The following is a 19,666-nucleotide window of genomic DNA, read 5'->3' as shown; positions in this document are numbered from 1 at the left end:
TCCGCGGAGGTGGGAGAGTGCGCTGGCAGCAGTTGTTCGCCGACCTGGAGGCCCGGTTCGAGGCCGAGCAGGTGGCGGCCGAGCGGGCGGAGACGTCATCCCGGTCGAGGCACGAGATCGGTGGTCTGCGCTTCGTCGACCGGGTGGGTGGGGCGATCGGATCACCCGTCGTCCTGCTCTGCCGGGGTGCGGGCCAGGTGTCGGGGGCGCTCAGCGAGGTGGGTCCCGACTGGTTGCTCCTCGACGACAGCGGCCGGGAGGTGCTGGTCGCGACGGCCGCGGTGCGGGCGGTCAGCGGGCTCGGACGGCAGACCGCGGCGGCGCGGGACGCCGGGTCGGTGGGGAGCCGGCTGGACCTGCGGCGCGCGCTGCGTGGCCTGGCCCGTGACCGGGCCACCGTCCAGCTGGTGCTCGACGACGGGACCGCGCTGCACGGGACGATCGACCGGGTGGGAGCGGACTACCTGGAGCTGGCCGAGCACCCGGCCGATCTGCACCGCCGAGCCGGTGCGGTGCAGGACGTGCGCACCGTGGTCATCGACGCCGTCGTGCTCGTCCGGACGGCGCACCCCGGGCTGGGCTGATCCACTCCGTGCTCCCCTGAGGCACGGGATGGCGACGGCTACTCGGCGTCGGCGCTCTCGGCCGGGATGGTGGTGCCGCGCGCCTCGGCGTACTTCTGCTGGATGAAGCGCTCGAGCTCGTCGACCTCGACCCGCCACTGCCCGCGGCCGCCGATCTGGATGGCGATGAGCTCCTTGCGGCGCACGAGGGCGTAGGCCTGCGACCACGAGACGTTGAGGATCTCGGCGACGTCGTCCAACGTCAGGAAGCGGGGCGTGGGCATGGGGTCCTCTCCATCCGGTGCAACCAGTCTGTCAGCCGCACCGGTGACCCCGGCCAGCTGTCCACACCCGAACGTGTGGATGACGGCAGCGGGCGAACGCACCCATGACGCATCATCTGCATCCCAATGCCGTCATGTCGCGTCGACAGCGGACGACGCGCCGCGTCGTGCGATCGGGGCGCAGGAGAGGTGAGCGCGCTGTGACCGCCGTCCGTCCCGCTCCGCCGCCCACGGCCGCGCTACCGCCGGGTGCGGCACCGCGCCGGGTCCGCGCGCCACGCTGGCTTGATCTCCGGCTGGTCCTCGGGGTGCTCCTGGTCCTCGGGTCGGTCCTGCTCGGTGCCCGCGTGGTGGGCGCCGCAGACGCCACGGTCCCGGTGTGGGCCGCCACGGGGGACCTGGCCGCCGGCACGGAGCTCGACGCGGACGACCTGGTCGCGGTCGACGTGCGCCTGGACGGCACCGCTGACGCCTATCTCTCCACGGCGACCCGCCCCGAGGGACGCACGCTGGCGCGGGCGGTGCGGTCCGGCGAGCTGATCCCGGGCTCCGCGCTGGACGAGCCGGCCGACCTGGTGCAGGTGGCGCTGCCGGTGCAGGCCGGGTTCGTGCCCCCGGGACTCCGACGGGGAGGGCTGGTCGACGTCTACGCCGTGGCCGACCCGGCCGTGGGCGCCACCACGGCCACCGGTGGGAGCGTGACCCCGGTGGTCGAGCGGGCGCCGGTGCAGGCCCTGTCGGGCCGGACCGACGGCGTCCTCTCGACTCCCACCACGACCGTCCAGGTGGTCGTGTCGGTGGCGCGCGACGAGGCCGCCGCGGTGCTCGCCGCGATCGGTGGTCGTCCCCTCGTCGTCGTGGTCCACGAGTCGGTGGAGGGTGGCTCCGACGGTGTCGGCCGGTCGCCGGCCGCGGGGCCGACCGGCTGATGGCCGTCCAGGTCTTCACCGCGGTCACCGGTGCCCCGTGGGAGTCGGCGCTGGTCGGCGCGCTCGACCGGTCCGACCACGGCGTCACCGTGGTCCGCCGGTGCGTGGACGTGTCGGAGCTGCTCGCTGCCGCGGCGACCGGGACCGGTCAGGCCGCGCTGCTCTCCGCAGAGCTGCGCCGGCTGGACGGCGATGCCGTGGCCCGGCTCACCGCGGCCGGCGTGGCGGTCGTGGGCCTGGTCGAACCGGGTGACGAGCGGGCGGCCGAGCGGCTCCGCCAGCTGGGCGTCCTCCACGTGCTCCCCGCCGACGCCGAGGCCGACGTCATCGCGCAGGCGCTGCGCGAGGCGGTCGCGGGCGCGTCCGGAGCCTTCCACGACGTGGCCGATCCGCGGGCTGCGCTCCCCGCACTGGGCGTGCCACCGCCCGCGGCGGAACGCCCGGTGGGCCGTGGCCGGCTGATCGCGGTATGGGGTCCGACCGGAGCCCCGGGGCGGACGACGGTCGCGGTGGGCCTGGCCGACGAGGCGGCGCGACTGGGTGTCTCCAGCCTGCTGGTCGACGCCGACGTCTACGGCGGGGTGGTCGCCCAGGTGCTGGGCCTGCTCGACGACTCCCCGGGACTGGCCGGCGCCGCGCGGCAGGCGAGCACCGGCACGCTGGACCCCGAGGCGCTGGTCCGGCTGGCCTGGACGGTACGACCGCAGCTGCGCGTGCTCACGGGGCTGGCCCGCGCGGACCGGTGGCCGGAGCTGCGCCCCCGGGCCGTCACGACGGTGCTGGAGGAGGCGCGGCGGCTGGCCGAGCTGACCGTCGTGGACTGCGGCTTCAGCCTCGAGGACGACGAGGAGCTGTCGTTCGACACCGCCGCACCGCGCCGCAACGGAGCGACGCTGGCCGTGCTGGACGCGGCCGACACCGTGCTGTGCGTCAGCGGCGCCGACCCGGTGGCACTGCAGCGCAGCGTGCGGGCGCTCGACGACCTGCGCGAGGTGCTCCCCGGTGTGGATCCGGTGCTCGTGGTGAACCAGGTCAGGCGTGGGCCGGTGCCGGGTGACCCGAGGCGGGAGATCGCCGCGGCGATGGAGCGCTTCTCCGGCCACGAGGTGGCGTTCTTCCTCCCCGCCGACCGTCGCGCGACCGACGCCGCGCTCGCCGCCGGGCGGACGCTGGCGGAGGTGGTCCCGGGATGCGCCCTGCGCGCGGAGCTGCGCACCATGGCCGCATCGCTCGCCGAGGTGCCGGAGTCGGCGTCGGATCGGCGCGGTCTGCGGAGGATCCGGCGGGCGGGCTGACCGCTGCTGTGTCGGGACGCCGGCCGCCCGTCGTAGCGTGAGTTCCCGCCCCCGACCCCCTGAGGAGCCCGATGGTCGAGCGGCTGAGCCCTCTGGACGCCTCCTTCCTGTACCTCGAGGAGGCCGCCACCCCCATGCACGTGGGGGGTCTGCTGGTGCTCGAGCCCCCGCCCGGGGGGATCGACGCGCTGGCCGCTCTGATCGAGGCCCGGCTGGCACTGGTGCCGCGCTATCGCCAGCGGGTCGCCGAGGTGCCCGGCCACCTGGCCGATCCGGTCTGGGTCGACGACCGGGACTTCGATCTCGCCCGCCACCTGCGGCGGTCCCGGCTGCCGCGGCCCGGCACGGAGGCCCAGCTGCTGGACCTGGTGTCGCGGCTGGCGTCCCGGCCGCTGGACCGCAACCGCCCGCTGTGGGAGGCCTATCTGATCGAGGGGTTGAGCGGCGGCCGCGTGGCGGTCATGACCAAGACGCACCCTGCCCTGGTGGACGGGCTCAGCGCGATCGACATCGGGCAGGTGCTCCTCGACGTCGACCCGGACGCCGTCGCGCCGGAGCCCGTCGCGTGGCAGCCCGCACCGACGCCGGGTGGCGCGGAGCTGGTCCTGCAGGCGCTGGACGAGTACGTCCGGCGCCCGTCCTCGCTGGTGGGAGCACGGCACGCGGTGACCGACCTCCGGTCCGCGGCGGTGCGCGCCGGGGGTGTGGCCGGTGGGCTGCTGCGCGCCGTGCGGTCGACGGTGCTGCCGGCTCCGCGCAGCCCGCTCAACGGGCCGGTCGGCCGGCAGCGGCGGGTGGTGGTCGCGCGGGCCGAGCTCGAGGACATGAAGCGGATCCGAAGCGTGCACGGCGGCACGGTCAACGACGTCCTGCTGGCCGTGGTCACCGGCGCCCTGCGGGAGTGGCTGCTCTCCCGCGGTGAGCCGGTCGTGGCCGGCACCACGGTCCGGGCGCTGGTGCCGGTGTCGCTGCAGGACGACGAGGCCGGATCGGCCAGCCGCGTGACCTCCCACCTGGTCGACCTCCCGGTGGGGGAGCCCAATCCGCGGGTCCGGCTGGCCCGGCTCGGCTACATGATGCGGGGTGTCGGCGGTCCCGGTCGGTCGATGACCGCGGACAGCCTCATCGCGCTGACCGGCTTCGCGCCGTCGACCCTGCACGCGGTGGGGGCGCGTGCGGCACGTGGCCTGTCCCGGCGGATGTTCAACCTGGTGATCACCAACGTGCCCGGCCCGCAGGTGCCGCTGTACGCCGCGGGCGGCCGGATGCTCGAGGTGTTCCCCGTGGTCCCGCTGGCGCGAGGGCAGGGGCTCTCGATCGGCATGACCAGCTACAACGGCACGGTCTTCTTCGGGTTCAACGCCGACCGGGACAGCGTGGGCGACGTCGACGTGCTCGCCGACATGATCGGGCAGCAGGTCGACGAGCTGCTGGGGACGGCCCGCTGACGCGCGCGGCCGTGGACCGGACCCCACCGCGAGGGACCGGCGGGCCGCAGGGGATACCGTCGCCGTTCCATCTACGACAGGAGGAGACCGGGGTGCGCGTGTACCTGCCGGCCACCACGTCCGTGCTGCGGACGCTGGTGGACGAGGGCCGGTTGGCCGGTCCGCACACGGCGTTCGCCGTCACTCCGCAGCTGCGCGAGTTCTACGAGCGCAGCGACGCCGAGGCTGACGAGGAGGAACTCGAGTACGCCGCGCTGCTGACTGCCGCGCGTGCCAGCCTCCGGCTGCTCGACATCGACCCCACCGCGGTCCGCCGCAGGGTGGTCCTCGCCGCGGACGTGCCCGACGACCAGGTCGTCGCGATGGACGACCCGCACGTGGAACGCGGTGCGGTGCGGGTGGGTGCGGACGTGCGGATGCGGGACGTCGCCAGCGCCCACATCGACGGCAGCGACGCGGAGGACGACGTCCGCGCCGCGGTCAACGTCGTCCTGGAGGCCGATCTGGGCAGCGAGGACGCGCAGTTCGTCGTCGACCAGGCCGAAGGGCACGAGCTCGCCTGGTACGCCACCCAGGAGATCGGCCCGGCGCTCGAACTGCTCTGAGGCGTTCACCCACCCGGCGCCGCTCCCGGGTCGTGGGCCGTCCGCGCGACCTGCACCCGCTGTGCGACGCCGTCCTCGACCAGCCAGCCGCTGCCGGGTCGCACGGGAAGGGGTAGCCGGGGCAGCCGGATGCCCAGCGTCTCGGCGTCGGCCGCCGAGGGGCAGAGCAGCAGTCCGGTGCGTGCGCGGCGCAGGGCGGCCACCGGTCCCTGGTAGTGGCTCGTCAGCTGTCCGGCGCTGCCCGCTGCCAGGAGCACCACCGCCCCGGTCCGCGGCAGGGCGGCCAGCCCGGCGTACTCGGGAACCGAGCCCAGGTCGTCGGCGAGGAGGACGCCGCGTCGTCGCTGCAGGCCCTCCGCCCAGCGGAGCAACGCCGACGGATCGGCCGGATCGAGCCAGGTCCGTGCCGCGGCATCTGCGGGAACGGCGTACGCGGGCGACAGCCGTGCGACCTCGCACCCGTCGGCGGCCAGCCGCCGGGCGAACGACTCCAGCGCGGCCGTCCGGCCGCTGCGGGCGGGCCCGACGACCAGCAGCCCGCCGCTGCGGTGGAGGTCGATCCCGAGCAGATCGCCGTCGTCGCCACCCGGGCCGATCGCCAGCCGCCACGTCCCGGCGGGGACGTCGGCCCTCCCCGCCCGTGGGACCGGGAGCACGGGAGCTGTGGGCAGCTCGACGATCCGCAGCGGCGCGACCGCTGGCGTGCCGGGCGGGACAGCGCTGCGCGGCGACGGTGGAGGGGGGAGCGCGAGCTGGCACTCCAGCGCGTCCTCGCCGAGCAGGGCACGCCCCGGCGGCCGGTGAGTGGGGACAGCGCGGCCCGGCACACCGGCGACGGCGTAGTCGGCGCGGTCGGGGAGGGGCAGCAGCAGGCGCATGCGTGTCGCGGCGGCCAAGCGTCCGCCGGGCAACGCCCGGTCGGCGGTCAGGACGCACGTCACTCCCACGGCGGCGCCGTCGCGGACCAGCCGCAGCAGCATGTCGGACCCACGTCCGGGGTCGGCCTCGTCCAGCAGGGCCCCGACGGCCTCGACCCCGTCGACCAGCACCAACAGCACGGGGGCGGCCCTTCCGGGCGGCGCGGTCCGCCGGGCCTCCACCTCCCGGTTGAGGCGGTCGAGCAGCCGGACGGTGCGGAACGGGTCGGCGCCGCTGACGGCGGTGCCGGTGTGCGGTAGCGCTGCTGCCTCGGCGCAGAGCCCTCCGCCTGCGGTCTCCAGCACGTGGAGGTGCAGTGCATCCGGGCCCAACCGTGCGGTCGCCGATCGCAGCACGGTGCGCAGGAGGGTCGTGCGGCCGCTGCGCGGCCCGCCCACCACCAGGACACCACCACCGACGGCGACATCGAGGTCGAGCGGTTCGCGGGCCTGCCGGTCGGGCCGGTCGACCAGGCCGATGGACAGGCGGGTGGGTGCCCGGTCCGCCGCGCCGTGCGGCACGGCAGCGTCGAGGTCGGCCGGGAGCAGTCGGTCGGGCAGTGGCGGTTGCCAGGGCCGGTGCGGGGTCGGCGCGTCACGGAGCTCGGCGGCACGGCGGAGGGCCTCGACCAGCTCGGAGAGATCGGTGGTCCCCGCGGCGGTCGGCTGCTCGGGCGGGACGGCCGCGAGCGGCCAGGACCAGCGACGCACCTCCGGCCCCTCGCCGGCGCGTGCGACCGGGAGGGCGACCCGGGCCACCTGGAAGAGGCGTGGATCGCCGCTGCCGGTCCGCAGGAACGCCCGCCCGGGGACGTGGACGGGCAGGTGGGCGGCGGCAGCCGAGCCGATCACGTCGCGGGAGTCGGCCTCGTCGGTGGTGCGGAGGCAGATGCGCAGCGTGCAGTTGGCGCGGATCTCGGGCGAGACGACCCCACCCGGACGCTGGGTGGCCAGCACGAGATGGATGCCCAGCGAGCGGCCCCGCTGCGCGATGCCGACCAGCCCGGGCACGAAGCCCGGCAGCTCCTCGACCAGCGTGGCGAACTCGTCGACCACGATGACCAGCCGGGCCAGTTCGACGGTGGGCGGCAGAGCCGCCAGGTCAGCGACGCCGTGCTCGGCGAGGAGGGACTCGCGCCGGGAGAGCTCCGCGGTCAGGGACCGCAGCGCCCGTGCGGTGGTCGACCCGTCCAGGTCGGTGAGCAGCCCCACGGTGTGCGGCAGGCGGGCCGCCTCGGCGAATGCCGCGCCGCCCTTGTAGTCGACCAGCAGGAAGGAACACCGCTCCGGCGGGTGGTTCAGCGCCAGACCGGCGATCAGCGACTGCAGCAGCTCGGACTTCCCCGAACCGGTGGTTCCGGCGACCAGGGCGTGCGGGCCCTCCCTGCACAGGTCGACGAGCACCGGGCCGTCCGCCGAGCGGCCCAGGCAGGTCCGCAGCGCAGCCCGGTCGTCGGGCCACTGCGCGTCGGCCGCGGACCCCGGCCGGAGGGCCCAGCCGGGCAGCTCCAGCAGCCGGACCTCGGTCGGGAGCGCCCCGCCCGTGCTCACCGGGACGAGGTCGGCCAGATCGCGGGCCAGCCCGCTCGCGAGTTCGACGGACATCCGATCGACCAGCACCGCGGTGCGGTCCGGGAAGCCGTCCTGGGCGAGGATGCCGGTGCTGGCGGTCTCCCCGACGAGCGTCAGGGAGGCGTCGACGGCCACCGGCAGCGCCCCTGGCTGCTCCGCGGTGGTGAGGAGCACGACACCGGTGCCGCGGGCTCCGTGCAGCACGGCGGCCGTCCGCCCCTCCACACGACGGTCCACCACGATCACCGGGACTCCGGCCGGGTCGGCGGTCCGGGCGGCCGCCAGCCCGGCCAGCCGAGCGCGCAGGAACCTCTCCCCGCCGGCCGGCGAGCCGTCCGCATCGGGGCCCACGTCGACAGCGCCGACCGCCAGGTGTGGCAACCACCTGGCCCACGTCCAGTCGGCGATGCGGTCCGGGCGGGTGAGGAGGACCAGCCGGAGGCCGTCCGGTGGGTGCAGCGCGGCCAGCTGAGCGAGGACCGCGCGGATCGCTCCGAGCGCCTGCGCGCGCGGGCCGATCACCGCCAGGCCGCCAGCGGCCGCCAGGTCGACCGGGACGGGGAGGTGCTCGGCCTCCTCCCGCTGCGGCCTGCCGTCCTCCTCACGACGGACGACCCGCACCGGGCCCGGCCCGCTGCCGACGCGGACCACGAGCGGGTCGGCCGTGCGGTGAGGCCGGCTCCACACCAGGCCGGTGCGGCGGCGGACCGCAGTGGCGATCGTCGCCGGGTCGGGATGCTCGTGTTCGGCGGCCCGGACGTCGGCGCTGATCGCGGCCTCCAGCTCGCGCCGGGCCACGGCCAGGTCCTCGCAGTAGGCGGCCCGCTCGCGGCGGGTGCTGCGCCGACCCGACCAGCGGTCCGATGCCCAGGTGCCCAGCGCCACGAGCGGGCTCAACAGTGCGAAGAAGAGGAACGTCGGCGTGCGCAGCAGCCAGGCCAGGAGGACGCCCCCGACGGCGGGCAGCAGGACCGCGACCCAGGCCAGCCGCCGCCGCGCTGCCTCCGCCGGCTGCCGCGGGAAGGCCACCTCGTGCTCGGTCGGGAACGCCCGGAGCCGCTGCGGGGGACGGATCAGGGTGCGCCCGCCGGCGTGCGGCTCCACGACAGCGGGAGGATCCGCGGCGTCGCTGATCGCGAGAGCCGTCGCCCCGAGTCGGAGCCAGGTGCCCCGAGGCCAGTGACGGAACCGGTCGTCGAGCCGGTCGTCGCCGAGCAGGCTGCCGTTGGTCGAGCCCAGGTCCCGGACCTCCACCGCACCCCTCCCCACCCGGATCTCCAGGTGTCGGCGCGAGATGTCGGGGTCGGGGATCGGCACGCCGCACCCGCCGGTCCGTCCCACCACGTGCACGCCGCGCCCGAGGGGCAGGCTGCGACCGGCATCCGGTCCGCCGACGACGCGTAGTTCCAGCGGGCTGGGGTCCGGCGCGGAGGATCCGGTGGATGGCCGCAGACCGAGGACGGCGCCGTGGCGGAGCGCCACGGAGCTCAGCGGCAGGTCGTCGTCGAGCCGCGTCGTCCCGGCCCAGAGCCCCGGGGTGGGCACGCCGAGCGTGCGGTGCAGGAGGGGGAGGACATCGGCGACGCGATGGTCGTCCGCGGCGGTGACCTCCACGTCGACCACGCCTTCGTCCCCCTGGACCGTCCAGCACCGGGACGCCCGCGTGGGCCGGCGGTCCGAGGACGGGGGTGTGGGCACCGGCGCATCGTGCCCGTGCCTCCACGGATCCCGCGCCCGTCCGGGCGCGGCTGTGGACAACGGGAGGCGTTGTGGACGAGCAGACCCCCGCTCGCGCCCGCCGACCTACCGTTCGCCCTCGCCGGGAGGGTCCCGGACGGAGAGGAGAACCGTGAAGGTCGACATCGCGACGCTCCAGTCGATGGCGGGGCAGTGCCGCGCCGAGGCCGGGGAGAGCACGGCGCGCACCGCCACCCTGTCGGGCAACATCAACACGTCGGTGCTCGACGGCTGGACCGACAGCCAGGCCGCCGTGCAGTTCACCGAGCTGTACGAGCAGTGGCGCCGCTCGGCGCAGGGGGTGAGCGACGCCCTCAACGGCATGGGCGGGCTGCTCACCAGTGTCGCCGGCTCCTACCAGCAGCACGAGGCCGACATGGCCGCCCGTATCGGAGCGCTGCTCTGAGGGCACGGCCGCGGTGGCCGGGGCGTCGGGACCGTCGGCCCGGACCTCCGCGGCCGCCCGGCCAGGGCTCTCGGCGTGCGAGCGCGAGGGTCCTCCGTAGGATCACGAGCCGTCAGACGGGCCACCGGTGGTCCGTGGTGGGCGGTGCTACCGGGTGCCCGGTCGGCCTGCGCGCTGCCACGTGCCGGTGCCCGCACGCGCGTCGAGGTCGGGAGCACGCACATGCAGTTCGGTCGGTACTACGAAGAGTTCGAGGTCGGCGCGGTCTACAAGCACTGGCCCGGGAAGACCGTCACCGAGTACGACGACCACCTCTTCTGCCTGATCACGATGAACCACCACCCGCTGCACATGGACGTGAACTACGCGGAGAACACCACCGACTTCGGCAAGAACGTCGTCGTCGGCAACTACATCTACTCGCTGCTGCTCGGCATGAGCGTCGCCGACGTGTCCGGCAAGGCCATCGCCAACCTCGAGGTCGAGTCGCTGCGGCACGTCGCGCCGACGTTCCACGGCGACACGATCTACGGCGAGACGACGGTCCTCGACAAGACCGAGTCCAAGTCCAAGGACGACCGCGGCGTCGTGTACGTCGAGACCATCGGCTACAAGCAGGACGGCACGATCGTCTGCGTCTTCCGCCGCAAGGTCATGGTGCCCAAGCGCTCCTACGGCGAGTCCCGTGGCGGCGAGCAGCCCGGCCGCCCGGAGCCCACGCCCCGCGGCTGAACCGCGCCGCGCTGCCGGCCGGGGAGGACCTCAGGCCGGCAGCGCACCCCACTGGCGCAGCGTCTCCAGCAGACGCGGCGTGCACGACAGGCCGTCCCGGGTGGCGGCGTCGGCGAACAGCGCGTCGGCGGCGTCGTCACCGGCCACCGGCTCGGCCGGCGGCCCGACCAGCGTGCACACGAAGTCGGTGACGTCGTAGACGACGCCGTCCCCGGGGATCGACAGCCGCCCCGCCACGGCGCCCGGGCGCACGGCCAGGCCGGTCTCCTCGCGCACCTCCCGGACGACGGCGTCCTCGAGCGTCTCGCCCGGCTCCACCCGCCCGCCGGGCACCGACCACAGCCCGGCCGACGGCGCGTGGCCGCGCCGGATCAGCAGCAGCCGGCCGGCCTCGTCCAGCACGACCGCCCCCACGCACCGCACCACCGGGAGCTCCGCAGCCATGACCGGCACGCTACGGGCCGCCCCCGCGCGCGGGCGCCGATCCCGGCCCGCACCCGGAGCACCGCTTGACGATTCCGGTCGGCCACAGGACGGTATTGCCCGATGAGCGTCTCGCCGGTCTGCCCCCGCTGCGGCGAGCAGTTGAAGGTCCGGCCGGGATCGGCGGCGCAGGCCTGGTGCCATCTGCACGGCGCCGTCACCCCGCTGCACCACACCGTGCTGGTGGCCCACGACGCCATCGCCGCCGTCACCGCCGACGCCCGGGTGCCCGCCTGGGTGCCCGACCCGATGCCGGCCGGCTGGGCGGTGACCGGGCTGGCGTGGGGCGGGGAGCCAGGCGCCCGCGCGATCGTCGTCGACACCGCCGGGCCCGCACCGCTGGGCGGCTCGGCCGAGCTGGTGCTGGTCGCCGAGGAGCCGGGCACGGGCGTGGGCTGCGGCTACGCCGGGCTGCCGGGACTGGATCCCGGGGACGTGATCTCCGGTCCGTCCTCGGTCGCCGTCGAGGCGGCCGGTCAGCGCGCCCCCCTGTGGGCCGTCCCGACCACCGACGACCGCGCCGCCTTCGTGGGCGAGGCCTACGGCGTCTGGCTGTGGCTGGTGACCTGGCCGATGAACGCCGCCTGGCTGCTGGCCGAGGAGCCACGGCTGCTGGACCTGCGGGAACGCATCTACCCCGACCTGCCACTGGGTCCGCCGAGCGAGCACCTGCTGCCCGGGAGCTGACCGGGTCGGGACGGACCGACCCGGCTCGGTTCATGATCGGCGCGTCGCGGGGGTGACCCCTGGGGTCTGTGTTACCCATGGGACGAACGCGTCCGCCCCACGTCCGGGCGGGTCTTCCCCTGCAGGCCGGCGCTCCCGCCGGCCTGCCCGTTTGAGCCCCCTCGGAGGTGGCGGTGAACCTGAAGAAGGTCCTCACCTGGCTCCTGGTCGCCTTCGTGGTCTGGTACGTCATCCAGAACCCCGAGGGGTCCGCGGAGATCGTGCGCAACGCCGGAACGGCCCTCGGGGACGCGGCGACGTCCCTCTCCGAGTTCGTCGGCTCCCTCGCCTGAGGACCCCCGTGACCGCGTCCCCGGTGCTGCCCGGCCGCGCCAGCAAGGACGCCGACAAGTACCTGCTCGCCGGCGAGCACGTCGTCCTGGCCACCCGGCGGCACTGGGCCGTGCTCATCGAGCCCACGCTGCGCTTCCTGCCGGTGTTCGCCGTCGGCGGGTGGTTCTTCCTCCTCGACCCGGACAACGCGTTCACCAGCGTGGTCGGGTTGGTCGTGGTGCTCGGGTCCCTCGTCTACTACGCGCTGCGCGTCGGCGAGTGGTGGATGCGGCACTTCATCGTCACGCGGCGGCGGGTGCTGCTGACCTCGGGCGTCATCGTCCGCACCGTCACGCTGCTGCCGCTGCGCCGGATCACCGACCTGACGTGGGAGGAGACCTTCTTCGGTCAGATCCTCGGCTACGGCAGCTTCCGGTTCGAGTCAGCCGGCCAGGACCAGGCGCTGCGGCACATCACCTTCATGCCCGACGCGAAGAAGGTCTACAAGGAGGTCAGCGGCCTGCTGTTCAGCGCCGACTGGGGGGGTGCGGCCAGCGGGGACGACGAGGGCAACCCCGATCCGCCGCCGGCCCCGCCGCCCGTGCGGCGGGACACCGAACCCATCCCGCCGCTGCCGCCGGGGCCCTGAGCCCGGCGGGCCGGAGCCCGGTGCGGCAGGCTGGACGCCGATGCTCATCGACCTGCACACCCACTCCTCGGTGTCCGACGGCACCGAGACGCCCGCCGAGCTGATGCTCACCGCGCGGGCGGCCGGGCTGGACGTCGTCGCGCTCACCGACCACGACACCACCGACGGGTGGGCGGCCGCCCGGGACGCCCGGCCCGCCGGCCTCACCGTCGTGCCGGGGATGGAGCTCTCCTGCCGCTGGTTTCCCGACGACCAGCCGCCGATCAGCGTGCACCTGCTCGCCTACCTGTTCGACCCGGACTCGCCGGCGCTGTCGGCCGAGCGGGCGCGGCTGCGCGAGGAGCGGCTGAGCCGGGGGGAGCGGATCGTCGAGGCGCTGGCCGCGGACGGCTACCCGGTGGTGTGGGCCGAGATCGTCGAGGCCTCGGCCGGCGGTGTCGTCGGCCGCCCGCACGTCGCCCGCGCGCTGGTGCGTGGCGGCGTCGTCGAGTCCGTCGACGCCGCCTTCGCCACGCTGCTGCACCACCGCAGCCCCTACTACGTCACCAAGGCCGACACCGACGTCCGGCAGGGCATCGCGCTGGTCCGGGCGGCCGGCGGGGTGCCGGTCTTCGCGCACGGCCTGGCGACCAAGCGCGGCCGGGTGGTCGGCGACGACGCGGTGGCGGCCATGGTCGAGGCGGGCCTGCTGGGCCTTGAGGTCGACCACCCCGACCACAGCGACGAGGAACGCCGACACCTGCGGGGCCTGGCCGCCGACCTCGGGCTGATCGTCACCGGCTCCAGCGATTACCACGGCACGAACAAGACGACGCCCATCGGCGTCTGCGCCACCGACCCCGCACAGTTCGAGGCCCTGGTGGCCGCCGGGACCGGCGCCGCGCCGTTCCGCGACTGACCGCGGACCGTCGGTCCCGCTCGCTACCGTGGCGGGCATGCGCAACCCCTCGGACGCCGGGCAGTCCGTGCTGCCGGGCATGCCGCGACGGCTGCTCAGGGCCTCACCCAAGTCGCTGGCCGACTTCTCGGACTGCCCGCGGCGCTACCGCCACGCCAACGTCGACCGGCCCAGCCCGCCGCGCGGTCCGCGGTTCGCCCACCACACGGTGGGGACGGCGCTGCACCAGGTGCTCACCCAGTGGTACGACCTGCCCGTCGAGCGCCGGACGCCCGCGTCGGCCCGGCAACTGCTGTACGCGGCCTGGTCGCCGGCCGGCTTCCGCGACGACGAGCAGTCCGACGCCTGGCGGGCCCGCGCGGCGGGCTGGCTCACCGACTTCGTCGCCGACCTCGACCCCGAGCTGGAGCCCCGGGCCCGGGAGCGCACGGTGAGCACGACCACCGAGCGCATGACGCTGTCGGGGCGGGTCGACCGCATCGACGAGCGGGGCGAGGAGCTCGTGGTCGTCGACTACAAGACCGGCCGCAACCCCAGCACCGACGACGAGGCGCGCGGTTCGCAGGCGCTGGCCCTCTACGTCCTCGCCGTCCGCCGCACGCTGCGCCGTCCCTGCTCCCGGGTGGAGCTGCACCACGTGCCGACCGGGACGGTCGCGGCGTTCGAGCACACCGAGCGGTCGCTGGCCAACCACGCCCGCCGCGCCGAGGACGTCGCCATCGACATCGGCGCCGCGTTGCAGGCGGTGGACGACGGGCAGGACCCTGACGTGGCCTTCCCGGTCGTGCCCGGTCGGCAGTGCGGCTGGTGCGACTTCCGGCCGGCCTGCCCGGCGGGCCAGGCCGCCACCCCGGCGCGGGAGCCGTGGAGCTTCCTCGCCGAGGACGGATGACCGTGCCGGCCCGCGGAGGGCGGCTGCACCGGTGGGCCACCGGTCTCGCGGTGCTGGTGGCGCTCGCCCTGGTGGTGCCCGTGGTGCAGGATTCCGGCGCCTGGGCGGTCGTGCTCCTGGGCGTGCCGGTCGTCCTGGCCCTGGCCGCGATGTGGTCCGCCGGGACGCGGTGGTCGGTGTGGGCGACGGGGGCGGCCGCCGTCCTGGTGCTCGTCTGGTCGCTGCTGCTCGCGCAGGGCATCGGCCTGTTCTTCCTGCCGGTCGCCGTCCTCCTGGGGTTCGCGGCCGTCGCGGAGACCAGAACCGTCAGGCGCTGAGCCGCTCCGCGCCCACCCGGTCGAAGCCGGCCCACACGATCGGCGAGCGCTGCGCCCGGCGCGGCAGCAGGAGCAGGGTCTGCCGGAACGCCCGCAGCGCGGGGGTGGCCGCGGCGTCGGTCAACCCGAGACCTGGCAGCGAGTACATCCGCCGGGCCCATACCGGCAGCAGCGCGACCGCCAGCGAGGCCAGTCCGCCCCACGCGGGCTGGGCCGGCGTCAGGTACCGGACCCACGTCGGCATCGGCGGCAGCACGACCAGCCGGCAGGCGTCGCGCGCGGCCGGGGTGGCGGAGAGCTCCGGTTGCATCCGGTCGAAGTAGGCCGCCAGTTCCGCGGTCGAGGCGGGCACGTCGGCCGGATCCACGCCCACCAGCGCCGCCGCGGTGACCTGCTCGGCGACGTAGCGGTCGGCGTCGTCGTCGGTCAGCGGCACGCCGGCACGGCGGGCGACCGACAGCAGGGAGTCGACCTCGCAGCAGTGCACCCACAGCAGCAGGTCGGGGTCGTCCACCCGGTAGCTGCGGCCGGTCGTCTCCTCGGTGCCGCCCAGGCGGCGGTGGATGCCGCGTACGCGGGCCACCGCCCGCACCGCCTCGGTCCGGGTGCCGAAGGTGAGCGTGTCGACGTAGGTGGCGGTGCGGATCAGCCGCGGCCAGGGCTCCTGCGTGAACCCCACGGAGTTCTGCGCGACGCCGTCCATGGCCACCGGGTGCAGCGCCTGCAGCAGCAGCGCGCGCAGGCCGCCGACGGAGAACGACGGGTCGGCGTGCACCCGCCAGGTCACGCTGTCCGGACCGAAGAACCCGAGCCGGTCCTCCTCGTCGGTCCAGTCCGTCCGCGACGGCAGCCGGCTCACGACGCGGTCGGAACGCTGGACCAGAAGTCGCAGAGGATCTCGATGGTCCGCGGCGGGTTCTCGACGGCGGGGGAGTGGATCGAGTTCCTGATGACCTCGTGCCGGGCGCCCAGCCGCTTCGCCATGTCCGCCTGCACGTGCGGCATCCACGCGTCGTCGGCCTCGCCGTGCGCGACGAGCACCGGCATGCCGGTGGCCTTCAGCTCCTCGACGCGGTCGGGCTCGGAGAGCATCGCGTCGGCCATGCCCCGGAGGCCGGCGCCGGAGTTGCGCAGGAAGCGGCGGGCGTAGAACTCCCGGGTGGGGGCCGGCACGGCCTGCGCCTTCGGGTCGGTCATGGACATCTGCTCCATGGTCGAGTGCACCAGCGCCACGCCACCGGCCTCCAGCAGCGGACCGAGGTGGTCCAGCAGCTCGGCGCGTCCGCCGGTGAGCTGGGCCGGGCCAGAGCCCAGCAGCGTGAACGACCGGAACAGCTCCGGCGCGGCCAGCACCGCCGCGCGGGTGACCAGGCCACCGAAGCTGTGCCCCAGCAGGTGCACCGGGCCGCCGGCCTCCGCGCCCAGCACGCGGGCGACGGCGACGACGTCCTCGGCGAGCTCGGCCACGGTGTAGCGGGCGGGGTCGTCGGGGCCCGGGGACTCGTACTGACCGCGCTGGTCGAGGGCCACGACCCGGTAGCCGGAGGCGGCCAGCGGCGCGAGCAGCGGCGCGAAGTCCTCCTTGCTGCCGGTGTAGCCCGCGACCATGAGGACGGTGCCCTCGGTGCCGGGGCCGGTGTCCAGGGCCGCGAGCGGCCCGGCGCCGCCGTCGAAGGTGCGGGCGGCGGCGTCGTGCGCGGCCAGCTGGCGCAGGTCGTCGGGAGCGATGGCGAGCGAGATCGGGGAGTCGGAACCGCCGGGCAGGACCATGCCTCCCAGTGAACCGCGATCCCGCCGCGCGTGTCGCGCCGGGGTCAGCGGTACCCGCGCACCTCGTCGGCCAGGCGGAGGACCACGACCGGGCCGAGGGCGGCCGCGACGCCGTCGGCCGGCACGTCCGGGGCCGGCAGGCGGCCGAGCTCGGCGCCGGTCAGCGGGTCCAGCCGCACGAAGCCCTCGGCCGTGGGCACGACCAGCTCCGCCGTCTCCGCCGGGGCGGCCGCCGGCAGCCCCTCCGCCGGGGTGGTCCAGCGGATACCGCCCGACGCCGGGTCGATCGCCGACAGCGTGGTCCCGGTCCGCACCAGCATCAGCCCCCCGGCGGAGGTCTGCCCGGCCGCGTCCCCGGGGGCGACCGGCAGGCTCGTCCGGAGCCCGCCACCGGCCGGCGCGAAGAGCCGCACCTCACCGGGGACTCGCACGCCGACGAGGTCGTCGGCGCCCAGCAGCGACGCCTCCGCACCCGCCGGCACCGGGACGTCGACCGTCCAGTGCTCGGACCCCTCGAAGCCGTCGTACAGCCGCAGCTGCACGGCGTCGGCGTCCGCGCAGCGCTGCAGGACGGCGACGCCTGCACTGCCGGCCACGGCATCCAGCCAGCGGCACCCCCCCGGCGCGCCCGCGCGCCACCGGACGTTGTTGCCGCGGGGTTCGAGGGTCACGACGCCGGTCGGGCTGCTGGCCAGGACGATCGACGCGGTGGAGCCCAGGGTGGCGTCGCCCCGCAGGTTCAGGCTGCGGGTCCAGGCCCGCACGCCGGTGCCCGCCTCCAGGCCGACCGCCTCGTCGCAGCGCCCGGCGGTGCGGAACACCGCGACCGCCACGCCGTCGGTGACCGTCAGGCCGCACAGCTGTGCGTTGCTCCGCGTGTAGTGCCAGGCCTCCTCGCCGGTCGCGGCGTCCAGGGCGCGCACGCCGTGATCCCAGCCGACGATCACCCGGCCGTCCTCGACGACGTCGGCGGGCACCGGGTCGCCCTCGGCCGACCATGTCTGCTCCACGGCACCGGCCGGCGTCCCCCGGAGGACGTCGGCCGGTGCGGAGGTGGTGCTGTCAGTGGCCGCCGCGTCGGAGTTCCGCCACAGCAGGGCCGCGACGGCGACGAGCGCCAGGGTGGCCGCGATCCACAGCCACACCCGCAGGGGCGGTCGGGACGGCCACCTCGGCATCAGGCGTCGGCGGCCGGCTCCGCGCCACCGCGGGCGGCGCCGCCACGACGGCGACGACGACGGCGCGGCCGGGCGTCACCGCTCTCGCCGCCCTGGGCCTGCGGCGCGCCGTCCGTGGCGGACCCGGCCGGGGCCGCGGACTCGCCGCCGCTGCCCGAGTCGCTCCCGCTGCGGGTGCGCCGGCGGGGCCGGCTCTTGCCGCCACCGGCCGGGCCCTCGCCACCGGCGGGGCGCTCGGTGTCGGAGCGGCGACGGGAGCCGCTGTCGGAGCCGCCCGCGGGGCGGTTGCGCTTGCCGGTCTCGCCGAGGTCCTCGAGGGTCTCGGCCTCCAGGCCCTCGCGGGTGCGCTGCGAGCGCGGCAGCCGGCCCTTCGCGCCCTCGGGCACGTCCAGGTCGGTGTAGACCCACGGCGAGGTGGAGTAGGTCTCCGGCGGGTCGTCGAAGCCCAGGTCCAGCGCCTTGTTGATCAGCTGCCAGCGCGGGATGTCGTCCCAGTCGACCAGCGTGACCGCGACACCGGTGCTGCCGGCCCGGCCGGTGCGGCCGATGCGGTGCACGTAGGTCTTCTCGTCCTCGGGGCACTGGTAGTTCACGACGTGACTCACGCCGGTGACGTCGATGCCTCGGGCGGCGACGTCGGTGGCGACCAGCACGTCGACCTTGCCGCTGCGGAAGGCCCGGAGCGCCTGCTCGCGCGCGCCCTGGCCGAGGTCGCCGTGGACCGCGGCCGCGGCGAACCCGCGGTCGACCAGCTCGTCGGCGACCTTCTGCGCGGTGCGCTTGGTGCGGCAGAAGACCATCACCAGGCCGCGGTCGCGCGACTGCAGCACCCGGGCGAGCAGCTCGGGCTTGTCCAGGTTGTGCGCCCGGTAGATGAACTGGGTGGTCTGCGGGACCGTCGAGCCCTCGTCGTTGCCGTGCGCCCGGATGTGCGTCGGCTGGGTCATGAACGTCCGCGACAGGGTCACGATCGGGCCGGGCATCGTGGCCGAGAACAGCATCGTCTGCCGCTTCTCGGGGACCATCGCGAGGATCCGCTCGATGTCGGGCAGGAAGCCCAGGTCGAGCATCTCGTCGGCCTCGTCCAGGACGAGCGCCTTGACCTTGCCGAGAATCAGGTCGCCGCGCTGGGCCAGGTCGAGCAGCCGCCCCGGCGTGCCGACGACGACCTCGACACCGTTGCGCAGCGCCTCGATCTGCGGCTCGAACGCCCGGCCGCCGTAGATGGCCTGGACGCGGATGCCGCGCTTGGTGCCGGCGGCGCCGAGGTCGCGGGCCACCTGCACGCACAGCTCACGGGTGGGGACGACGACCAGCGCCTGCGGGACGCCGTCGCCGCCCTCGGTCGGCGGGGTGACCCGCTGCAGCATCGGGACGCCGAAGCCGAGGGTCTTGCCGGTGCCGGTGCGCGCCTGGCCGATGAGGTCGTTGCCGGCCAGCGCGAGCGGGAGGGTCAGCTCCTGGATGGCGAAGGTGCGGGTGATCCCGGCCTCGGCCAGCGCGGCGACGATGTCGGGGTGCACGTCGAAGTCGCTGAACAGCGGGCTGTCGGGCGCCACCGGGGCGCCGCCCAGGGACTCGACGGTCTGCTCGAGCTGCTCGGGGTCGGGGGCGCCGGTCTCGGCGTGCTCCAGCTCGACGGCCGGGATGTCGGAGGTGGGGGTGTCGTTCTCGGTGGAGGTCAGCGGTCTCGCCTCTGGTCTGCCGGGGGAGAGGTCCCGGCGCGTTCGCGGCGTCGGACCTGTCCCGGGTCGGTTGTCGCGGGATCTGTTCCAGCGCCGACGCGGCCAGCATGACCGGGCGTCCCTGCGGGACCTGCCCGGGAGACGGCCCGGTGGGGCGTCGTCCGACGGTCGTCAGCGCACGAGTTCACGGTGAGCCGTGTGGCCCACCGGCGCCCATGGTAGCGCGGGGCACCGGTTAGCCTCTGCCCGCCGCACGCATGATGTGGTCTGCCCCACTCGTGGGGGGAGCGGCGCTGCACCCGCCCGA

At 75.5% G+C, this 19,666-nt stretch carries 20 protein-coding genes; 13 read left to right on the top strand and 7 right to left on the bottom strand.

Features of this window, described 5'->3' with window-relative positions:
• The first annotated feature begins 17 nt into the window (after positions 1-17).
• Entirely contained in the window at positions 18-584 is a 567-nt protein-coding gene (locus tag ACI793_RS12070; RefSeq protein WP_456606608.1) for a hypothetical protein, read from the top strand.
• Between the two features lie 38 nt (positions 585-622).
• On the opposite strand, the gene ACI793_RS12065 is transcribed toward ACI793_RS12070, so the two are convergent.
• Positions 623-847, bottom strand: coding sequence for a helix-turn-helix domain-containing protein (locus ACI793_RS12065; RefSeq protein ID WP_311343970.1), 225 nt, complete (start codon positions 845-847; stop codon positions 623-625).
• A gap of 200 nt (positions 848-1,047) precedes the next feature.
• On the opposite strand from ACI793_RS12065, the gene ACI793_RS12060 reads away from it, so the two are divergent.
• The 4 genes from ACI793_RS12060 to ACI793_RS12045 all read left to right on the top strand — a co-directional run bounded on the left by ACI793_RS12060 (position 1,048) and on the right by ACI793_RS12045 (position 5,124).
• Positions 1,048-1,776 carry an SAF domain-containing protein gene (locus ACI793_RS12060; protein ID WP_456606607.1) on the top strand — a complete coding sequence of 243 codons (729 nt, stop codon included), beginning with the start codon at positions 1,048-1,050 and terminating at the stop codon, positions 1,774-1,776.
• Positions 1,776-3,071 (top strand): AAA family ATPase, encoded by a 1,296-nt coding sequence (locus ACI793_RS12055; protein ID WP_456606606.1) that lies wholly within the window; start codon positions 1,776-1,778, stop codon positions 3,069-3,071. The genes ACI793_RS12060 and ACI793_RS12055 overlap by 1 nt, the downstream gene beginning before the upstream one ends.
• A gap of 71 nt (positions 3,072-3,142) precedes the next feature.
• On the top strand, positions 3,143-4,519 hold the full coding sequence (locus ACI793_RS12050) for a WS/DGAT/MGAT family O-acyltransferase (RefSeq protein WP_456606605.1): 1,377 nt from the start codon (positions 3,143-3,145) through the stop codon (positions 4,517-4,519).
• 92 nt (positions 4,520-4,611) lie between these two features.
• Positions 4,612-5,124: a DUF6912 family protein gene (locus ACI793_RS12045; protein WP_456606604.1), complete on the top strand. Its 513-nt coding sequence runs from the start codon at positions 4,612-4,614 to the stop codon at positions 5,122-5,124.
• Between the two features lie 5 nt (positions 5,125-5,129).
• On the opposite strand, the gene ACI793_RS12040 is transcribed toward ACI793_RS12045, so the two are convergent.
• Positions 5,130-9,311, bottom strand: coding sequence for an FtsK/SpoIIIE domain-containing protein (locus ACI793_RS12040; protein WP_456606603.1), 4,182 nt, complete (start codon positions 9,309-9,311; stop codon positions 5,130-5,132).
• 151 nt (positions 9,312-9,462) lie between these two features.
• On the opposite strand from ACI793_RS12040, the gene ACI793_RS12035 reads away from it, so the two are divergent.
• Both ACI793_RS12035 and ACI793_RS12030 read left to right on the top strand, forming a co-directional pair.
• Complete coding sequence (locus tag ACI793_RS12035) at positions 9,463-9,756, top strand: WXG100 family type VII secretion target (RefSeq protein WP_311343976.1); 294 nt, start codon at positions 9,463-9,465, stop codon at positions 9,754-9,756.
• Between the two features lie 222 nt (positions 9,757-9,978).
• Entirely contained in the window at positions 9,979-10,488 is a 510-nt protein-coding gene (locus ACI793_RS12030) for a MaoC family dehydratase (protein WP_456606602.1), read from the top strand.
• 30 nt (positions 10,489-10,518) lie between these two features.
• Here the strand turns inward: ACI793_RS12030 and ACI793_RS12025 are convergent, their stop codons facing one another.
• A complete protein-coding gene (locus ACI793_RS12025; RefSeq protein WP_456606601.1) occupies positions 10,519-10,932 on the bottom strand; it encodes an NUDIX hydrolase in 414 nt (137 codons plus the stop codon).
• A 102-nt stretch (positions 10,933-11,034) separates the two neighbouring features.
• Here ACI793_RS12025 and ACI793_RS12020 point away from each other — a divergent pair, with 102 nt between their 5' ends.
• From ACI793_RS12020 to ACI793_RS11995, 6 genes are all read left to right on the top strand, one after another.
• Entirely contained in the window at positions 11,035-11,658 is a 624-nt protein-coding gene (locus ACI793_RS12020; RefSeq protein ID WP_456606600.1) for a DUF6758 family protein, read from the top strand.
• Between the two features lie 173 nt (positions 11,659-11,831).
• Positions 11,832-11,990 carry a hypothetical protein gene (locus ACI793_RS12015; protein ID WP_311343980.1) on the top strand — a complete coding sequence of 53 codons (159 nt, stop codon included), beginning with the start codon at positions 11,832-11,834 and terminating at the stop codon, positions 11,988-11,990.
• An 8-nt stretch (positions 11,991-11,998) separates the two neighbouring features.
• A complete protein-coding gene (locus ACI793_RS12010) occupies positions 11,999-12,619 on the top strand; it encodes a PH domain-containing protein (protein ID WP_456606599.1) in 621 nt (206 codons plus the stop codon).
• Between the two features lie 40 nt (positions 12,620-12,659).
• Positions 12,660-13,517: a PHP domain-containing protein gene (locus ACI793_RS12005; RefSeq protein WP_456606598.1), complete on the top strand. Its 858-nt coding sequence runs from the start codon at positions 12,660-12,662 to the stop codon at positions 13,515-13,517.
• A 37-nt stretch (positions 13,518-13,554) separates the two neighbouring features.
• On the top strand, positions 13,555-14,409 hold the full coding sequence (locus tag ACI793_RS12000) for a RecB family exonuclease (RefSeq protein WP_456606597.1): 855 nt from the start codon (positions 13,555-13,557) through the stop codon (positions 14,407-14,409).
• On the top strand, positions 14,406-14,726 hold the full coding sequence (locus ACI793_RS11995; RefSeq protein ID WP_456606596.1) for a hypothetical protein: 321 nt from the start codon (positions 14,406-14,408) through the stop codon (positions 14,724-14,726). Before ACI793_RS12000 ends, ACI793_RS11995 begins: the two co-directional genes overlap by 4 nt.
• On the opposite strand, the gene ACI793_RS11990 is transcribed toward ACI793_RS11995, so the two are convergent.
• The 4 genes from ACI793_RS11990 to ACI793_RS11975 are packed head-to-tail and all read right to left on the bottom strand — an operon-like array spanning position 14,716 to position 19,233.
• Positions 14,716-15,585, bottom strand: a complete 870-nt coding sequence (locus ACI793_RS11990) for an oxygenase MpaB family protein (RefSeq protein WP_456606595.1) — start codon at positions 15,583-15,585, stop codon at positions 14,716-14,718. The genes ACI793_RS11995 and ACI793_RS11990 overlap by 11 nt on opposite strands.
• Positions 15,582-16,496 carry an alpha/beta fold hydrolase gene (locus ACI793_RS11985; protein WP_456606594.1) on the bottom strand — a complete coding sequence of 305 codons (915 nt, stop codon included), beginning with the start codon at positions 16,494-16,496 and terminating at the stop codon, positions 15,582-15,584. The genes ACI793_RS11990 and ACI793_RS11985 overlap by 4 nt, the downstream gene beginning before the upstream one ends.
• A 44-nt stretch (positions 16,497-16,540) precedes the next feature.
• Positions 16,541-17,674, bottom strand: a complete 1,134-nt coding sequence (locus tag ACI793_RS11980) for an outer membrane protein assembly factor BamB family protein (protein WP_456606593.1) — start codon at positions 17,672-17,674, stop codon at positions 16,541-16,543.
• Positions 17,674-19,233 (bottom strand): DEAD/DEAH box helicase, encoded by a 1,560-nt coding sequence (locus ACI793_RS11975; RefSeq protein ID WP_456606592.1) that lies wholly within the window; start codon positions 19,231-19,233, stop codon positions 17,674-17,676. Before ACI793_RS11975 ends, ACI793_RS11980 begins: the two co-directional genes overlap by 1 nt.
• Between the last annotated feature and the right edge of the window lie 433 nt (positions 19,234-19,666).

It is taken from the genome of Blastococcus sp. SYSU DS0617, from assembly GCF_054051075.1.
This window is presented reverse-complemented; position numbering and strand designations above follow the sequence as displayed.